Annotated in this window: 17 protein-coding genes; 11 read left to right on the top strand and 6 right to left on the bottom strand. The window is 47.0% G+C overall.

Features of this window, described 5'->3' with window-relative positions; translation table 11 throughout:
* Window positions 1-21: 21 nt before the first annotated feature.
* From DF182_RS30810 to DF182_RS30800, 3 genes are all read left to right on the top strand, one after another.
* A complete protein-coding gene (locus DF182_RS30810; protein ID WP_113619588.1) occupies window positions 22-1764 on the top strand; it encodes an ABC transporter ATP-binding protein in 1743 nt (580 codons plus the stop codon).
* Window positions 1748-3499, top strand: coding sequence for an ABC transporter ATP-binding protein (locus DF182_RS30805; RefSeq protein WP_113619587.1), 1752 nt, complete (start codon window positions 1748-1750; stop codon window positions 3497-3499). Before DF182_RS30810 ends, DF182_RS30805 begins: the two co-directional genes overlap by 17 nt.
* 151 nt (window positions 3500-3650) lie before the next feature.
* Window positions 3651-4580 (top strand): class I SAM-dependent methyltransferase, encoded by a 930-nt coding sequence (locus DF182_RS30800; RefSeq protein ID WP_113619586.1) that lies wholly within the window; start codon window positions 3651-3653, stop codon window positions 4578-4580.
* Here DF182_RS30800 and DF182_RS30795 read toward each other — a convergent pair.
* Window positions 4552-5616, bottom strand: coding sequence for an App1 family protein (locus tag DF182_RS30795; RefSeq protein ID WP_113619585.1), 1065 nt, complete (start codon window positions 5614-5616; stop codon window positions 4552-4554). The two genes, DF182_RS30800 and DF182_RS30795, sit on opposite strands and share 29 nt — an antisense overlap.
* Before the next feature lie 25 nt (window positions 5617-5641).
* Between DF182_RS30795 and DF182_RS30790 the strand changes: the two genes are divergently transcribed.
* Window positions 5642-6544, top strand: coding sequence for a diacylglycerol/lipid kinase family protein (locus DF182_RS30790; protein WP_113619584.1), 903 nt, complete (start codon window positions 5642-5644; stop codon window positions 6542-6544).
* Here DF182_RS30790 and DF182_RS30785 read toward each other — a convergent pair.
* The 3 genes from DF182_RS30785 to DF182_RS30775 all read right to left on the bottom strand — a co-directional run bounded on the left by DF182_RS30785 (window position 6534) and on the right by DF182_RS30775 (window position 7751).
* Window positions 6534-6941 carry a hypothetical protein gene (locus tag DF182_RS30785; RefSeq protein WP_113619583.1) on the bottom strand — a complete coding sequence of 136 codons (408 nt, stop codon included), beginning with the start codon at window positions 6939-6941 and terminating at the stop codon, window positions 6534-6536. The genes DF182_RS30790 and DF182_RS30785 overlap by 11 nt on opposite strands.
* Window positions 6942-6952: 11 nt before the next feature.
* On the bottom strand, window positions 6953-7315 hold the full coding sequence (locus DF182_RS30780; protein ID WP_113619582.1) for a DUF1304 domain-containing protein: 363 nt from the start codon (window positions 7313-7315) through the stop codon (window positions 6953-6955).
* 112 nt (window positions 7316-7427) lie between these two features.
* The gene (locus tag DF182_RS30775) at window positions 7428-7751 is read right to left on the bottom strand and encodes a KGG domain-containing protein (protein WP_113619581.1); all 324 of its coding nucleotides are present in this window, start codon (window positions 7749-7751) and stop codon (window positions 7428-7430) included.
* Window positions 7752-8018: 267 nt separating this feature from the next.
* On the opposite strand from DF182_RS30775, the gene DF182_RS32745 reads away from it, so the two are divergent.
* The 3 genes from DF182_RS32745 to DF182_RS30760 all read left to right on the top strand — a co-directional run bounded on the left by DF182_RS32745 (window position 8019) and on the right by DF182_RS30760 (window position 9839).
* Window positions 8019-8516 (top strand): DUF6496 domain-containing protein, encoded by a 498-nt coding sequence (locus DF182_RS32745; RefSeq protein WP_245957620.1) that lies wholly within the window; start codon window positions 8019-8021, stop codon window positions 8514-8516.
* A 115-nt stretch (window positions 8517-8631) separates the two neighbouring features.
* The gene (locus tag DF182_RS30765) at window positions 8632-8880 is read left to right on the top strand and encodes a hypothetical protein (RefSeq protein WP_113619580.1); all 249 of its coding nucleotides are present in this window, start codon (window positions 8632-8634) and stop codon (window positions 8878-8880) included.
* Window positions 8881-8957: 77 nt separating this feature from the next.
* Window positions 8958-9839, top strand: a complete 882-nt coding sequence (locus tag DF182_RS30760) for a mechanosensitive ion channel family protein (RefSeq protein ID WP_211327255.1) — start codon at window positions 8958-8960, stop codon at window positions 9837-9839.
* Here DF182_RS30760 and DF182_RS30755 read toward each other — a convergent pair.
* A complete protein-coding gene (locus DF182_RS30755; protein WP_113619579.1) occupies window positions 9836-10966 on the bottom strand; it encodes a histidine decarboxylase in 1131 nt (376 codons plus the stop codon). The genes DF182_RS30760 and DF182_RS30755 overlap by 4 nt on opposite strands.
* A 168-nt stretch (window positions 10967-11134) precedes the next feature.
* On the opposite strand from DF182_RS30755, the gene DF182_RS30750 reads away from it, so the two are divergent.
* Window positions 11135-11599, top strand: coding sequence for an Lrp/AsnC family transcriptional regulator (locus DF182_RS30750; protein WP_113619578.1), 465 nt, complete (start codon window positions 11135-11137; stop codon window positions 11597-11599).
* Here DF182_RS30750 and DF182_RS30745 read toward each other — a convergent pair whose 3' ends face one another.
* On the bottom strand, window positions 11600-13603 hold the full coding sequence (locus tag DF182_RS30745; protein ID WP_161964326.1) for a tetratricopeptide repeat-containing sensor histidine kinase: 2004 nt from the start codon (window positions 13601-13603) through the stop codon (window positions 11600-11602).
* A 266-nt stretch (window positions 13604-13869) separates the two neighbouring features.
* On the opposite strand from DF182_RS30745, the gene DF182_RS30740 reads away from it, so the two are divergent.
* From DF182_RS30740 to DF182_RS30730, 3 genes are all read left to right on the top strand, one after another.
* The gene (locus tag DF182_RS30740) at window positions 13870-14154 is read left to right on the top strand and encodes a SelT/SelW/SelH family protein (protein ID WP_113619576.1); all 285 of its coding nucleotides are present in this window, start codon (window positions 13870-13872) and stop codon (window positions 14152-14154) included.
* Between the two features lie 104 nt (window positions 14155-14258).
* Window positions 14259-15434: a BamA/TamA family outer membrane protein gene (locus DF182_RS30735; protein WP_113619575.1), complete on the top strand. Its 1176-nt coding sequence runs from the start codon at window positions 14259-14261 to the stop codon at window positions 15432-15434.
* An 83-nt stretch (window positions 15435-15517) separates the two neighbouring features.
* A complete protein-coding gene (locus DF182_RS30730) occupies window positions 15518-16534 on the top strand; it encodes an outer membrane beta-barrel protein (RefSeq protein ID WP_147243602.1) in 1017 nt (338 codons plus the stop codon).
* The last annotated feature ends 13 nt before the right edge of the window (window positions 16535-16547 follow it).

The following is a 16547-nucleotide window of genomic DNA, read 5'->3' as shown; positions in this document are numbered from 1 at the left end:
TCGTACATTAACCACTGCAAAATGAAACAACCCTCCGGAAGTGGAAAGAAACCATCAGGTATTTTTGGTTTGTTGCGCCCTTACAAAGGAATGATAGCCTTGCTGATTTTATTTGCCCTCATCGGCAACAGCCTTAATTTATGGCTGCCCAAAATCATCGGGCATGCCATCGATGACTTTTCCCATGGCTCCTTTGAATATCAGCCGCTGATACTGAAATTCAGCCTGGCTGCTTTGTTCATCTTTATCTTTACCTATCTGCAGAATATTATCCAGACTTATGCTTCCGAACTGGTCGCTAAAAATCTGCGTACCCAGATAGCCGAAAAGATCTCCCGTCAGAGTTATGCCTGGATGGAACAAGCCAATCCATCCCGGTTACTGACAAACCTTACCGCCGATGTAGACTCCATTAAACTGTTTGTGTCTCAGGCAATCGTGTCACTGGTATCGTCTGTATTTATTATCATCGGTGCCAGCATCCTCCTGCTTACGATCAACTGGAAACTGGCACTGGTAGTAATTGCTGCCATCCCGGTTATGGGCTTTACATTTTATGCCGTACTGAAAAAGGTACGCACCCTGTTTCTCCAAAGCCGCGAAGTCATGGACCGGCTGAACAAAGTGCTCAACGAAAGTATCCTGGGCGCAGCGTTGGTGCAGGTGGTCAACTCACAGCAGCGGGAGTACGAAAAATTCCTCGACGCCAACGGTAAAGCACTGGGATTTGGACTCTCCATCCTTCGGCTGTTTGCCGGGCTCGTACCGGTGATCAACCTGACGGCCAATCTTACCAGTCTCGCCATCCTGGCACTGGGAGGACATTTTGTAATCAACGGAAGTATGAGCATGGGAGACTTTGCCGCATTTGGCAGCTACCTGACTATCCTGATATTTCCCATCCTGGTGATCGGCTTTATGAGTAATGTAATTGCCCAGGCCTCCGCTTCCTACCAGCGCATAGGAGGGGTGCTGGCTTCTCCGGATATGCTGGAAACAGGTACAATGGAGAAAAAGCTCGAAGGTAATATTGTTTGTGAGCATGTCTCTTTGTCTTATGGAGAAAAGCCGGTGCTGAAAGATATCTCCTTTGAAGTAAAAGCCGGTTCCAAAATCGCTATCATAGGGCCTACTGCCGCCGGTAAAACGCAGCTGCTTTACCTGCTGATGCGGCTGACGAAGCCGGGAGAAGGCAAAATACTGATAGACGGAGAAGACATTGCCGCCTACGAAAGTGAATCATTTCACCAGCAGGTCGGCTTTGTATTTCAGGATAGTGTGATCTTCAATATGAGCGTGCGGGAAAACATAGCTTTCAGTGATGTGGTAACAGACGCCTCCCTGGAGAAGGCTATCACCACAGCTGAAGTAAAGGAGTTTACGGATATGCTGCCTGAAAAACTCAGTACTATTGTATCTGAAAGAGGTGTCAGTCTTTCCGGCGGACAGAAACAACGTCTCATGCTGGCCCGTGCACTGGCTCTCAATCCTAAAATACTATTGCTGGATGACTTCACCGCAAGGGTAGACACACATACCGAACGGAAAATACTGGCCAACGTACACCGTAATTATCCTGACCTGACACTGGTGTCTGTAACCCAGAAGATAGGTGCAGTAACCCATTACGATAAAATTATTCTGCTGATGCAGGGCGAAATGATCGCTGCCGGCACCCACGAAGAACTGATGGAAAGCAGTCCTGATTACGTACAAATTTTTAACTCTCAGCAAAGCACCAGCAACTATGAATTACAATCTTAGCAAACCCGTTCAGGGAAAAGGACTGTCTAACTATGCCGCCTTTAAAAGCCTGCTGAAGCTGATCTCTCATGAAAAAAAGAGACTGGCGCTGGCATTGCTGGCTACTATCGGCAACTCCGGCCTTAGCTTGCTGGGCCCATTGCTGACAGCCTACGCCATTGATACTTATGTAATGCACAAACAATATCATGGTGTACTGGTATATTCTGGTATCCTCTTAGCTATATACCTCGCTGCTTTTGGTATCAGTTTCCTGCAAACAAAACTGATGGGCACTGTAGGGCAGCGCACCCTGTATTCCCTGCGTAATACCATCTTTCATAAATTGCAGCATCTGCCTGTAGCTTTCTTTAACCAGAACAAAGCAGGTGATCTGATCTCACGCGTCAACAACGATACCGATAAACTCAATCAGTTCTTTTCCCAGTCTCTGATGCAGTTTGTAGGAAGTATCATCACCATGACCGGAGCCGGTATATTCCTGTTGATATTGAATATAAAACTGGGACTGGTGTCCTTGTTACCAGCGCTGATCATCCTCGTCTTTACACGCTTACTATCTCCCTGGGTGAAAAAGAAAAATGCGCAGAACCTGAAAACAGTGGGCGGACTGAGCGCTGAGATACAGGAAAGCCTGAGTAACTTTAAAGTAATCGTGGCTTTCGGGCGCCGGGATTATTTTATGGACCGCTTTAACGAGGCCAACAAAAAGAATTTCAAAACAGCTGCTGCGGTAGGTATTGCCAACAATATTTTCCTGCCCTTCTACACCTTGTTGTCGAGTATAGCGCAGCTTATGGTGCTGGCATATGGCATTTATCTGATCGCTGCCGGCCAATTCACCATCGGGCTACTGGTGAGTTATCTGGCGTATGCCAACTATTTCTATAGCCCATTGCGCCAACTGGCGGCCCTGTGGGCCAACTTCCAGACGGCTATGGCAGGATGGGAGCGTATCTCGGAAATACTGGACCTGGAAAACAATATGATCACCATTGAAGACCATACCCGGCAGTCAGGTGCGCCTTTACTGGAACTGAAACAGGTACACTTCGGTTATCCGGAAGGCCGTGAAATACTGCATAATATCAACTTCAGCCTGGAGAAAGGTAAAACATATGCGCTGGTAGGCCCCACTGGCGGTGGTAAAACAACCACAGCATCATTGATCGCGCGTTTGTATGATCCTGTAAAAGGCAAGGTGCTGCTGGATGGGAAGGATATCAGGGCCTATAGCCCCGAAGAACGTACGCGCAGAATCGGGTTTATTTTACAGGACCCGTTCCTGTTCACCGGTACCGTACGGGACAATATCCTGTATGGCAACCAGGAATATGAAAATTATTCCAACGCTCAGCTGGAAGAAGTGATCAGGGCAGCCAATCTGGAGAAGTTGCTCGCGATATTTGAGCAGGGTCTGGAAACTCCCGTGCAATCAACAGGAGAAGGTGTGAGTCTGGGACAAAAACAGCTGATTGCTTTTATGAGGGCTGTGCTGCGTAAGCCAGACCTGCTGATACTCGATGAAGCCACTGCCAACATCGATACGGTGACAGAAAAGCTACTGGGAGAGATCCTGGAAAAACTGCCTGTCAGCACTACCCGTGTGATCATCGCGCATCGCCTTAATACGATCGAAAATGCAGACGAGATCTTTTTTGTGAACGACGGAGAAGTGACTAATGCCGGCTCTTTCCATCAGGTAGTAGACAAATTGTTGCACAGCAGACATTGATAAAATCGTGTATGCATGAGGGTTATATAAACCCAGCAAATGTATACTTACTCTTACATCATTATAGCGGGATGCGCGGCCTGTTGGCTGTCATCCCGCTATAACATTTAAAGCCAGTCGAAATGCCTGTTTTTCCGCTTATCTTTGTAAGATGATCTCTCCACGAATATTGCAAAGCATCGACTCCCAGTATCATCAACATGCCCATCGTAATCTTTATTACCAGGGATCTGCTGCTGTATTGCCCTGGACTCGCTTTACCCGCGAGCTGCTGACAGACTGCCCGGAGGAAATACTGGCCCTGGAGGATACGCACAAAAGCCGGGAGATAGTCAGCTACCTCACCATGCAGGCGAGGAAGGCCTTCTGTCATACTAACCAATATCTAGATATTTCAACAACACATACCGATTCATTACAACAGGTGTATGCCAGGCTGGTGGAGGATATCATTGGCGCTGTAAAAGACCGCAGGGTAGATGAAACTATACTGTCAGCCAGACATAGTGCACGGTTGCGCGAATGGCTGAGAACTTCGAATCCTTTTACTGAAAAGACCTTTGCTGTTGCAGGAAGACAGCTGGAGCCTGTAGTATGTGCGGAATATGAAGCTGTGCTGCAACTGGAGGTATTGCAACTAAACACCAGTGGTATTAAAGGGCCTTTGCTGGACATCGGTTGTGGTCCACAGGCATATCTGGTAAAATACCTGCGTAGCCAGGGTATTGAGGCTTACGGAGTAGATCGTTTTATTGCTACTCCGGCAGCATTCCTGCAAGTAGGCGACTGGCTGGATTTTTCTCTGTCGCCCGGTTACTGGGATACCATTGTTTCCAATTTATCTTTCTCAAATCATTTCCTGCATCATCATCACCGCAACAGTCCTGATTGCGCGCGTTATGCCCATAAATACATGGAAATCCTTCAGGCCTTGCGTCCGGGCGGAAGTTATCATTATGCACCTTCTTTGCCGATGGTGGAGGAGTATTTACCAGCCTCGCAATACACTATCCGTAACATTCCGGTGACAGCGCATTTTTCAGCAACCGTTGTTACGAAGAAGGCAACAGCGGAGGAATAAGACCTGCCTGTCGGGAATGTGCGATGGCTTCTGCGCTGTGCTGAAAGTAACAGCAGGCGATACCTAGTGTTTGCAGGTTACTGACTACCACTTGTACAGCTGCTTTGTTTTTATGGCTGACATGCCGGAGATATACACAGAGTATCCGCTGCGGAAAATGGCGGGCTATTGCTTCGTAGATATAGGGATCCTGCTGGGTATCATCGCCCAGCAGCACAAAGGGTATGTGGGGGTAACTCTCCAGTATACGCGCAATACGGGTGAATTTGGTATTGTGTTTTCCCCGTCCGGTATTGACCAGTTGGGTGAAACGTTTCAGCTGGTTGAGCAGATACACACCTTGTGGTAATTGCCATGCATCAGCAAATTCGCGGATATAACCATACAGGTTCCATTCACTGCTGCTCACATAAAAGAAGGGATTGGGGAAGGCCGGGGTAGTGTGTCCGTGGCTCAGGAGCTGATAATGGTGTACTACTCCTTCAAAAGGTTTTCTGCTGCTGGCATTATGGGTGAGTAGTACATAGAGTTTTTTATAGAGATGACTGGAATGGGAGATAAGAAAGGTATCGTCTATGTCGGATATGCAGCCGTACTGTGTACGATGTGGAATATACAGTTCCCCGTACCCGGTTGCGATAACAGCATTTTGTTGGATGTGGGTGACCGTTACCGGATGCCAGCCGGCAGTGGTAGGATATTCGGGCTGCCACTGAAAATGAAAGAAGCCATCATCTGCGGTACGGGCAGAGATGGTTTTGCCCTGCCATTCCAGTTGTACAGCAGCATTAGGTTGGGGGTGTACCATAAACAACCGCAGCAACGACCAGATATGCAGCCATACATTGCCACGGGAACGGGCTTCCGGTGCAGGACTGCGGGTCAGTACATGCCCGAAGAGCTGTAATTGTCCATCGTATCCGTAACCCCTGTAAACCTTTACTACCGTAGTCGTGCTGATGCCGATACTGTTCCACAGCCTTTGAGAAAGGCTTTTTTTTGCGGCGTTATATTTGTGTTTCCCGGATGAGTACATATCAGCTACAACTTAATGGGCCTGTATGGAAATACAAAAGAAGTTAAGATTATTATTTGTGATCAATCCTGCTTCAGGAGTAGCCAAAAAGGTAGCTCCGCAAGAAGTAGTCCAACGTTTTTTTGAGCGCAGGCCTGAAGCAGAGGCGGAGATGCTGTTGTTGACAGGGCGTCCGATGGCTGATGGTAAAAGGTTGAGAGAACTGGTGGGAGCAGGTGGTTGGACAGGGGTTGTAGCTGTAGGCGGAGATGGTACGGTGAAGATGGTGGCTTCCTGCCTGTTGCATACCGGTATTCCATTGGGTATTCTGCCGGCAGGATCGGCTAATGGAATGGCGAAAGACCTTTGTATTCCCGAATCGTGGGTAGCTGCGCTGGAACTGGTGTTGAACGCAAAGGTGCAGTTGATCGATGTGGTGAATATCAATGGTGCGGAAATTTCCATCCATCTGAGTGATATTGGTTTAAATGCCTTGCTGGTGAAGTATTTCGAGAAGTCTGGTGTGCGGGGTAAACTGGGATATGCACGGGTGGCGTTTAAGGCATTGTGGTACCGGCAGCGGTTTGCGGTACAGATAGATAACGGGAAAGACCGTGTGGCGAGGGACGCTTTTATGATCGTGCTGGCCAATGCCGGAAAATATGGTACAGGGGCTTGTATCAATCCATATAGTGATCTGGGGGATGGTATTTTTGAAGTGGTGCTGATAAAGCGGTTGTCATTGCTGGAAGGACTGAAGATGTTATTTATTCGTCGTCCTTTTAACCCGCATAAGACAGAGATTATCCGGGCGAGGAAGGTGTACATCTATACCCGCAAGCGGGCGGAGCTCCAGATTGATGGAGAGTATATTGGCAAGGTGCATGAAGTGACGGCAGAAATTATTCCCCGTTCTCTGGCTGTTTTTGTGCCGGAAACTAAAGGGTAAGTTCATCTCTGCTGAGGGCATGAAACAGGTTTTGCAGCTGATGTACATGCACGAGGGGACGCCCGTAGGGAACGAATCCGCCAGGAGCTTCTGTTACCGGCTGGAAGCAGCCGTTTTCGTGACGTATATGCAGGCTGTGAAGCCGGTTGTATTTAAGGGAGTAGATGTTTTCATCTTCTCCTTCTTCGGGTGCGCCACGGATAAAGTCGAATTTAATGAGCTGGTACAGGTCCAGCATGACGGGGTTGGCCTTTTCGCAGGCGATCTTGCTGCGGGGGAGGCCGGAGTTATAGATATACCCGTTGAGTATCCCTTCCACCACAAATACGGATTCCTCCATATTATAGTCGAAGTAAGACACATAGTTGCCTATCCTGATATCTGCTTCATCGATCATGGGAGGTGATTTTATGAAAGGTGAAGTAATATCAGGGTTATCAGGGCAGGCAGAGCCTGTACAAAGAAGATTTTTTTGTCTGCTGTCAGGGTTCCATAGATCCCGGCTACAATGATGCAGCCCAGGAAAAAGACAGCAGTATGCCGGGCCCATTCCGGGTCGGTGATGAGCAAGGACCAACATAGGCCGGCAGCCAGAAAGCCATTATAAAGCCCCTGGTTGGCAGCAAGTGGTTTTGTGGCCGGGAATAATGCTTTGGGAAATTTTTTGAATACTTTAGGCCCTTTTGTGGTCCAGGCAAACATTTCGAACCACATTATGTAGAGATGTTCCAGCATTACAAAAGCTATCAGGAACTTGGCCAGTACTAGCATAACCTTGAATTTGATCGTTATGCTAAATATAAGAAGAATTATGACGAATTGCGGATGACGAACTGCGAATTTTAGCTGAGATATCAATTCACCTTTCGTCATCCATCAAATTCTACAGGTTATTTTCTTCAGGGGTAGCATTATTCTTCTTTTTACCACGGTTAGTACCACCCTTTCTTCCGATGGCCGCCATGTGTTCGCGGTTGCGGCTTACAGCTTCACCGCCTTTTTTGCCTGCAGCGCGGGCTTCTTCAGATGTGAACTTGTGTGCTACGCCTTGTTGATGCGCGGCTCTTCCGCCTTCTCTTGAAATGGCCCGTTGTTGTTCAGGGTCCATGGATGCAAAACCTCTTTTACTATGTTTAGGTTTGTCCCCTTGGGTCTTCTCCTGGTTTTCGGCGCCTGGCGCGAATTGTTGATACCTTATGTGTTCCATAATCCTGGTTTTATAGTGTAGTGAACAATGTTGCCAGAAAAATGATCAATATACATGCCACCGGTCGAATCGCTTTGTATAAAGGGTATTGAGTTTCATTGTATTCGTCTGATGGGGCAATTCATTCCACAATACATAGAATTTTTAACACAGTTTCAGCCTCGTTTCCCCAGATATGGACCCTCTTTTGCCAGTTGGCAGCTGGCTTGTAATTTGTTTCGTTTACACCTGTTACTTCTTTTTTTAACCCATTTAAATCTTCAGATCATGGCAAAGTATTCCAGTAAGTCTCAGGAGAAAGTGGAAAAATCCATGCGTGAGATGCACAAAGGCAAACTTAAAAGTGGCCGTAGTGCTAAAAAAGTAACTAACCCTAAACAGGCAATTGCAATTGGTTTGTCTGAAGCCAGAAAAGAAGGCGCAAAAGTCCCTAAAAAAACAAGCAGCAAAACAGGAACTACTAAAATGGTTGCCGCTAAAAAATCAACCGCAAAAAAAACAGCCGCAAAAAAAACAACTACACGGAAGATAACTTCTTCCAAAATGTCTACCCCAAAAATGGCAACTAAAAAAGCTGCCCCTAAAAAGGCCGCAGCTAAAAAAACAACCACTAAACGGGTAACTGCCAAAAAGGCAACTGCCAAAAGAGCAACCACTGCAAAAACAATGATGAAGAAAAAAGCAACCGCAAGAAAAACAACCCCGAAAAAAAGGGCAGCCATGCATAAGAAAACAACCAGACGCCGTGCAATGGCTACTGCCTGATAGGTGGTCATTTTATCCTTCCATTATATACAAAAAAGACCGGTAACCGTACGGCACCGGTCTTTTTATATGGCATAAGCCTTGTTGCTTTTATTATGGATCAAAACCAGTTTGTATGGAACGTCATAGTATAACGGTGATGATTAATGGAAAACCATACGGGCTGACCATCAGTATCAACAGGGTGGCTTTCGAGACCATTTATGAAGTGATCCCTGATGTACACATGTTGGACGATTATCAACCCCATACCCAGACCTTCATGATTGACCACACGGATACGCCGGAAGGCAACCTGCGTATCGTAGAAAGCGAACAAATTGCACGCATTATCTGGACAGAAATACTGGATAAAATGAAGTAATACAGCCATGGCTGCTGTTTACACTTTTTTTAAACCGGTGTCCTTTTGTACTTTTGCCGGAAAGCGCGTGGGAAACTATGATGGTAACCGATAAAACCTATAAATATATCAACCGCCGTGAGCGGGTCATCTTCTTTATAAAATTATTGATCTACTCCGGCCTCATTTATTTCAACGTCGAACATCCGGCTTTCTTCGAAGGGTTGCCATGGTTATATAAAATTGCCGAAGCCCTGACGTTCTTTCTGGGCGCTAACCTCGTGATCTCCATGGCATGGCTGGTGATCCTTTACTGGTATACCCGCCGCCATCGTATCAAACCTCTGGAAAAAGACAATTTTATCCTCGGTATCAATCGCATCACTTCGGTGATGAACACCGCTTTTTTTCTGTTGGCTGTCCCCATCTTTTTTGGGAAAGATCTGGTACAACTGATCACCGGTATCAGCATCGTGGCAGCGGCCATTGCATTATTAACAAAAGATTACATCTCCAATATGATCAACGGGCTGATCGTGATGTTTTCTGATCAGCTATCACTGGGAGATCAGGTTAGAATCGGGGAGTACCGCGGCAGAATCATGGATATCACCCTGATCAACGTGGTGCTGCAGAACGATGATGACGAGATTGTAATCATCCCCAATTCGGTCGTGTTTACCACCATCGTTATTAATCAATCCAAACAGAACATTAAAAAACTCTCACTTGAATTTGAGCTGGATCATAAGCACAAATTTACGCCCGAAGAGCTCGAATCCAGGCTGCGTAAGTCGATCTCGGCCTATCAACGCTATTACCGGGAAGATAGTTTCTCTCTCAAAACCCTGGAGATCAGAAAAGACTTTGTACAGTTCAAAATACAACTGCTGGTACCGTCCGACAAAGAAAAAGAGCGCCTGATAAAACGGGCGCTCAATACAGAAATCATTGCTATTGCGGAAGGTGGCAGAAGCTAGACCATGACAGCGGCGGCAGTCATTTCTGCCAGCAGCTGGTCGATCTGTGTAGTCTCCACATTAGGCATGCAGATAATATGTGACCAGCCGTTTTCTGAAGCCAGCTGCCACTTCCGGCGGATATTCCCGGGAGGGTCCGGAAATACCACCGTAATGGAGTGAGGGTTACGCCATGCGTCAATGCCGTTTTCTCTGAAACGTTCAACTGCATAGGCTGCTACGGACAAGCTATGCCGGGCCCTTTCCTGCAGGCCGGCAATACCGAGGCTTTTGAGGGCATACCATAGAAACAACGGACTGTGGCCGTTCCTTGAACCTGTGATGGTAGTGTCCACACTGCCGATATAGGCAACGGAGCGGGCTATCCTGTCACGGTAAGATTTTTTGGCTACTACTACGCCACAAGGGATAGGGGAGCCTATAAATTTGTGCCCGCTGATGGCGATGCTGTCTGCTCCGTCGGCAAAGTCAAAGGCCGGCCTTGGGTCTAAAAAGGCACAATAACTGCCCGAAAGAGCACCGTCAGCATGAATATAGTGATGCCTGATGGCAAGATCTTTTAAAATGCCCTTAATCCGCCCGATATCATCCCGCGCTTCTGTCATCGTAGTACCAATATTCGCCAGCATGATCACAGGCATGTGGCGGTTCATGCTCATTGTCTGCTGCAGGTCATCATAATCAATTTCTCCGTTCGGCAGCGTACGGATCATAATGCTGGGCATATTCAGCAGATGCAGGTTCTTCTGTACACTGTAATGCGTAGCCTCAGAATAATAAACCATGGCTTTGGGATACAGCTCACGGGCCAGGTACAGCCCATACAGATTACCTTCAGAACCACCATTGGTCACATATCCCCACCAGTCATTTGCGGGCGCACGGAACAGCCGCGCAAAAAATTCCACGACATGGCGCTCCATCTCCCTGGAGCCTACAGTATACGTGGAGTCTACGAATGGATCCCCCAGGTTATTGAGCGGATACTGCAAAAAAGGGTATAGCGGACTATAATCAAAGTCTTTGGATACAGGATATCCCAGGAAATGGTGTGTGTGCGTCCTCACTTCGGTCAACAGACTATCCAGCGTAGCTGCGTCGGCAACAGATAACGGGTAATCTTTCATAAATCGGTCAATTACAGGTGTATGATGCTGCGAAGCTATGTAAATGCAATTGAATTGAACCGGCATTATGTCAATATTAGAAAATATATACTAGTTTTGGTGTAGATATAGTTTAATTTGACTGTAAAGGGAGCCATGTAGCCTCTTTTTCAGATAAAATCGTCTGCCATGGAAACACTCGATAAAACAGACCGCCGCATACTGGAAGTATTGCAACAAAACGCCCGCCTCAATACGAAAGAGATCGCACATCGTATAGGCCTTAGCGTTACACCTACCTATGAAAGGTTGAAGAAGATAGAAAAAATGGGGGTCATCAAAGATTATGTCACCCTGCTGCATGCTGATAAAATAGGTAAAACCCTCGTCGCTTTCTGCAACGTATCGCTGCAGCTGCATTCACAGCTACTACTGAAAAAGTTTGAAGCGGCCATCAGCCAGATGGAAGAAGTGATGGAATGTTACCACGTGGCCGGTACTTTCGACTACCTGCTCAAAGTGGTGGTGGATGATATGCGCAGCTATCAGCATTTCCTGACCAACAAACTGGCGGCCATCGAAAACATTGCACAAGTGCACAGCTCCTTTGTAATGACGGAGATCAAACACGGTACGGCATTCAAACTGGCGTAACTATCTTCTCAGCACACTCATGCCGCTTACAGGATTGTCTTGTAATACTACCGTATAGCCGCGGGCGTTAATATCCTGCTCGTCTGACAGGGGAACGGTAAAATAAAAGCAGCTGCCTTCTCCATGTACACTGGTAAACCAGATGCGGCCATGGTTGCGCTCCACAAAATCCTTGGAGAGGTGTAACCCCAGTCCGCAACCTTTCTCATTGCGGGTACCGGTAGTGGAATAATATATATTGGAGAAAATACGGTGCTGGTCATCTGCCGGAATACCGGTGCCATTGTCTCTGATGGTCACTTCCGCCTCGCCGTTTTCGAACTTTGAGGAGATAATGATCTCCCCGCCGCCGGGAGTGAATTTGATGGCATTATTGATCAGGTTGCGCAACACGAGGCGTATCATATCAGGATCTGCATAAACGAGGATGGCACTCTTCAGTTCATGCGACAGTTTCACATCTTTCTGCCGCGCTAATGTCTGCAGTAATTCAAACTCCTGGTTGAGCAGAAGGGTGAGGTCGAAGTCATCTGATTTTACACTGATGCCTTTCATCTGATTGCTGGCCCATTGCAACATATTATCCATCATGTAGGCCGTATTTTTTACATCTCTCCACAGCTCATCGGTATAAAAACGGAACTGCTGGGCATCCATCTTTTCATCTTTCAACAGAAAAAGTAATCCTTCCAGAATAGCCAGTGGAGAGCGAAGGTCGTGAGAGATCACGGAAAATATTTTGTCCTTTACCTGGTTGAGGTTTTCCAGTGTGGCATTTTGTTCGAGGATAATATGATTTTGCAGGGACACTTCCTGGTTTTTGCTGTTCAGCTGCCGGTATAGTTCCTGCTGATGTTTGTACAGGCGGTATACCATTACGGTGATCAGCAGCAATGCGAGGAAGAGGGCGGCTCCGGAGAGTACGAGTACCCGCTGTTGCTGTATGGTAGCGAGATGCAGCTGCTGTTCCTTTTTCAGCATACTGTTCTCCCGTTGTTTTTTCTCCGTTTCATATTTCATCTGCGAACGGGTAATCTGCCGGCTTTTCTCCAGGTTGAAGTAATCGATGTTACGTTCGCTGAAGGCTTTGTAATGCCGCAGGGCAGAGGCATAGTCATTGCGGGCGGAGTCGAGCTTGAAGCGGATCTTATAATAGATCATTTCATTTTTGACATTGCCCAGTTTCTCGTTGAGAGCCCTGGCAGCGTCCAGATTTTTCTCTGCACTCTTCAGATCGCCTAGCTGCGTTTGTACTTCAGCGAGATTAAGACTGGCTTTGGTAAGCCCGGGCTGGTTGTCGGTAGCCTTGTAGTATTGGGCAGACAGCAGGTGGTACTGCAAAGCCACATCATAATGTTCTTCCAGCATCGCTACAATACCCATATTTTCGTAGGTATAGGCCAGCCCGCGCTCATCGTGCAGTGCTTTTTTGAGCTTTTCGGATTGATATAGATAGATGAGGGCAGAATCTGTTTTTTTCAGGGCAATATAAGCGGAGCCAATGTTATTCAGGGTTTTACTGATCTCCGGGGTTTCGTTGAGTTGTTCTTTTAACTGTAAGGATTTCCGGAGATAGACCAATGCATCGCGGGGACTGTTTTGTTCGGTGAAAATATTACCGATGTCATTGTTGAGGATGCCCAGGGTGCGGATATCTCCCTGTGTTTCTGCCAGTTTCAGCGCGGCCAGGGTGTATTCCAGCTGTTTGTCGAGGTTCCCTTTGGTATTCTCTACCAGTGCGAGGTTGCGGTTGGCCCAGATTTTCCCTTTGGTATATCCCAGTTCGCCACTGAGATTGCGGGCTTCCTCTCCGAAGCGGGCTGCTATGACAGCATCCTTGGTAAAGTATAGGCGTGACAGTTGGTTCAGCAGGTCTACCCTGATGGTGTCTTTCTGTGTGTGAGCGTTAAGGGTCTGCTGCAGGCTATCTATTCCGCTTTGCTGAGCCCTGGTAGAGGGTGACAATAGTAATAAGCAAAGGGGAATAAAAATGCACTTTTTCAAAGGTATGGCCGGCAGCATAGTGTAATATTGTTGGCTGTGACATAGTAGAGCGATTCGGGGACGGTCCACTTAATTATTGCATAAAAATAAAGATAAAGGAGCACGATTCAAAAGAACGAAGGATAAAATGTGTGTTAGAACGTGTGATTTTTGTGTTATAGACCGGGAATGACAATCTGGTTGTATCTTCACGGTGTACCGACAATAAATGAATTTGTCTAGTTATTGCCGTTTAAACATAAAATTTTAAATCTCAGTCGATTAATATGAAACCGGTTATTACCATAGCCTATTGTCCCAAGTGTGGATGGCTGCTAAGGGCTGCGTATATGGCGCAGGAACTCCTGACATCTTTTACAGAAGAGCTGGGCGGTGTTACCTTACGCCCCAGCGAAACTGCAGGTACCTATACCATCTTCCTCAATGAAGAAAAGATATTTGACCGGAAAGAAGCCGGGCATTTCCCGGAGATAAAATTCCTGAAACAGCTGGTACGCGATCATGTAGCACCCGGCAAAAGTCTGGGCCACTCAGACAGGAATACTGATTAACCGGAAGATAGTCGTCACAATGCAATCGATTATGCGTTAGGGTTAGGATGGTTTCTTCCCGGAAATCAGTAGTTCGTAATGCCTAATTGTTTACATTTGCGCCTATGTATAAAGCACTTAAGATCACGGTCTTGCTTATTTCATTGGCAATAGGTACCCAGGCGCAACAGGATACAGTTACAACAGATAAAACAGTTCCGGCAGACAGCCTTGCATTCCGGAAAAAGAGCTTTTTCCCATTGCCGGTTTTAGGCTATTCTCAGGAGAAAGGTCTGGAAATAGGAGCAGCGATGTTGTATTCTTTTTATACTGACAACCACCATCCGGATATTACAACACGTAACTCTACGCTCAACCTGATCCCGGCTGTGACCACAGAAAATCAGTATAAAATTGATCTGAAGGCCAATATCTGGACCAGGGGCAACACCTGGCACTATAAAGGAAACCTCCGTTATCATAATTTCCCGCTGTATTTCTTCGGTATCGGCAACGATACCCGCTATAACAACCGTTCCCTGCTCAATAATATCCGCTATAAGGCCCATCTGGAAGCAGAACGCCGCATCACCGGACATTTCTATGCCGGGGCTTCCCTGCTGTATCAGAACGATTCTTACAACAGCAAAGACGATAAGGGTATATACAACACTATGCCGCTGATAGGAAAAGAGGGCGGGCATGTTACTTTCATCGGACTGACAGGCATCTTCGATAACCGCGATAATCAGAACTATACCCGTAAAGGTTGGTGGCTGAAACTGAATGCGGCCTATGCGCCGGCATTTGTCAGCTCTGAGCCCCTGTTCAAACTGGAAGCGCAGGGAATCCATTTTATTTCCCTGTCCCGCAAAAGCACGCTGGGCCTGAATGGTATCTTCAACAGCCTGCAGGGGTCCAACTTACCATTTTACCTGCTGCCGGAATTAGGCAACGACCAGATGATGCGCGGATATTATGCCGGCCGTTACCGCGATCAGAATTACCTGGCCGCACAGGCAGAATACCGTTACCTGATCGATCCGAAAATTCATATACATATCTGGTTTGTAGATGTGAAGCCTAAATTCGCACTGGCGGCTTTCGCTGGCGCAGGGTCGGTGTTTAATAACCACAACTTTGCCCTGTCTGGCTTCAAACCCAGCATGGGAGGTGGTATCCGCTACTTCTACGATGAAAATGCCAAACTGACTATTCGTATAGACTATGCCGTGGGTGAGAAGCTGGCTGGTGAGTCAAGACAAAAGGGATTATACTTGTCGCTGGCAGAAGCATTTTAAACAAGTTGCTGGGCTGCTTGTTATGTGAGAACAATTCTTTAACTTCCAAGAAGTTGAAACCCATCTCACAAATACCACTGTTTATGAAAAAAGTGCACCTGTTTTCAGCCGCTATGCTGGCATTAGCACTCGCAGGAAACGTTCAGGCCCAGGAGCGTTCCGGAGTTGCCCCTCATTCAAAATTTTATCTCAGAGCATTTGGCGGTTATTCGTTTAGTGTTTTCTCGGGACAATTCCCGAATGTTGGCCCATTTCCACCACAAGACCTGCATACCGAATTTAATCCGGCTAACCCCAACCCGCTGGACACCATCAGCAGAAAAGTGCTCACCGGCTCTTATGGCGAAGGTGTCAGAGGGGGGCTGGCCTTCGGTTACAACATCAACAAGTACATGGCCGTGGAAGCATCTTTCGATTATTATCACAGTAAGAAAAACCTGATGACCAAAAATCTGACCACACTGGTTGGCAATGGTAAACAACTGGTAAGTGTTGAATCTAACGGTCATGTAAATGCCGTGATCTTTACACCCAGTTTGGTACTGAGCCCGGGTTTTGAAAAGGTCAACCCCTACATCCGTTTTGGGGCGGTGCTGCCGCTGTGGGGCCGCCTTTATATCGACACGGATGTGGACCAGCTGAGTTCAGTGCCCAATATTCCTCCTGGTACACAAGTACATACGGTTATTCACCGTAAGGAAGAAGTAAGGCCCAATATCACCCTGGGTTTTCAGGGAGCCTTGGGTGTATCCTTTTACCTGAGTCCCCGCTTCGACATCTTCGTGGAAGCAGAGTATAAAAACGTTCCGGTAAAAAGTAAAAACAAGGAAGTCACCACTTATACGGAAACCAATACCCTTGTTAGCGCTGCCTCTGGTGCTACTGTGCAGCAGTTGCCAGGCCGTGGTCTAAATGACCTCAGTCAGGCGGAAAAGAAAGTCGATTATGTGACTATCCTTGATCAAAGCTCCAATACCAAGGTTAATCAGATTGGTGCAAGGGTGTTCTACAAAAATGATAACGCCCCCTCCAACGATCTCAAGTCATACATTAATATCGGTGGATTGGGAGCAAATGCAGGAATCAAATTCAGACTGTGATGAATGCTGATTT

It is taken from the genome of Chitinophaga flava (genome assembly GCF_003308995.1).
Taxonomy (GTDB): domain Bacteria; phylum Bacteroidota; class Bacteroidia; order Chitinophagales; family Chitinophagaceae; genus Chitinophaga; species Chitinophaga flava.
This window is presented reverse-complemented; position numbering and strand designations above follow the sequence as displayed.

Excerpts from the sequence above, each read along its gene's own strand:
- DF182_RS30810 (WP_113619588.1), top strand. The coding sequence starts at position 22 with ATGAAACAACCCTCCGGAAGTGGAAAGAAACCATCAGGTATTTTTGGT.
- DF182_RS30805 (WP_113619587.1), top strand. The coding sequence starts at position 1,748 with ATGAATTACAATCTTAGCAAACCCGTTCAGGGAAAAGGACTGTCTAAC.
- DF182_RS30800 (WP_113619586.1), top strand. The coding sequence starts at position 3,651 with ATGATCTCTCCACGAATATTGCAAAGCATCGACTCCCAGTATCATCAA.
- DF182_RS30795 (WP_113619585.1), bottom strand. The coding sequence starts at position 5,616 with ATGTACTCATCCGGGAAACACAAATATAACGCCGCAAAAAAAAGCCTT.
- DF182_RS30790 (WP_113619584.1), top strand. The coding sequence starts at position 5,642 with ATGGAAATACAAAAGAAGTTAAGATTATTATTTGTGATCAATCCTGCT.
- DF182_RS30785 (WP_113619583.1), bottom strand. The coding sequence starts at position 6,941 with ATGATCGATGAAGCAGATATCAGGATAGGCAACTATGTGTCTTACTTC.
- DF182_RS30780 (WP_113619582.1), bottom strand. The coding sequence starts at position 7,315 with ATGCTAGTACTGGCCAAGTTCCTGATAGCTTTTGTAATGCTGGAACAT.
- DF182_RS30775 (WP_113619581.1), bottom strand. The coding sequence starts at position 7,751 with ATGGAACACATAAGGTATCAACAATTCGCGCCAGGCGCCGAAAACCAG.
- DF182_RS32745 (WP_245957620.1), top strand. The coding sequence starts at position 8,019 with ATGGCAAAGTATTCCAGTAAGTCTCAGGAGAAAGTGGAAAAATCCATG.
- DF182_RS30765 (WP_113619580.1), top strand. The coding sequence starts at position 8,632 with ATGGAACGTCATAGTATAACGGTGATGATTAATGGAAAACCATACGGG.
- DF182_RS30760 (WP_211327255.1), top strand. The coding sequence starts at position 8,958 with ATGATGGTAACCGATAAAACCTATAAATATATCAACCGCCGTGAGCGG.
- DF182_RS30755 (WP_113619579.1), bottom strand. The coding sequence starts at position 10,966 with ATGAAAGATTACCCGTTATCTGTTGCCGACGCAGCTACGCTGGATAGT.
- DF182_RS30750 (WP_113619578.1), top strand. The coding sequence starts at position 11,135 with ATGGAAACACTCGATAAAACAGACCGCCGCATACTGGAAGTATTGCAA.
- DF182_RS30740 (WP_113619576.1), top strand. The coding sequence starts at position 13,870 with ATGAAACCGGTTATTACCATAGCCTATTGTCCCAAGTGTGGATGGCTG.
- DF182_RS30735 (WP_113619575.1), top strand. The coding sequence starts at position 14,259 with ATGTATAAAGCACTTAAGATCACGGTCTTGCTTATTTCATTGGCAATA.
- DF182_RS30730 (WP_147243602.1), top strand. The coding sequence starts at position 15,518 with ATGAAAAAAGTGCACCTGTTTTCAGCCGCTATGCTGGCATTAGCACTC.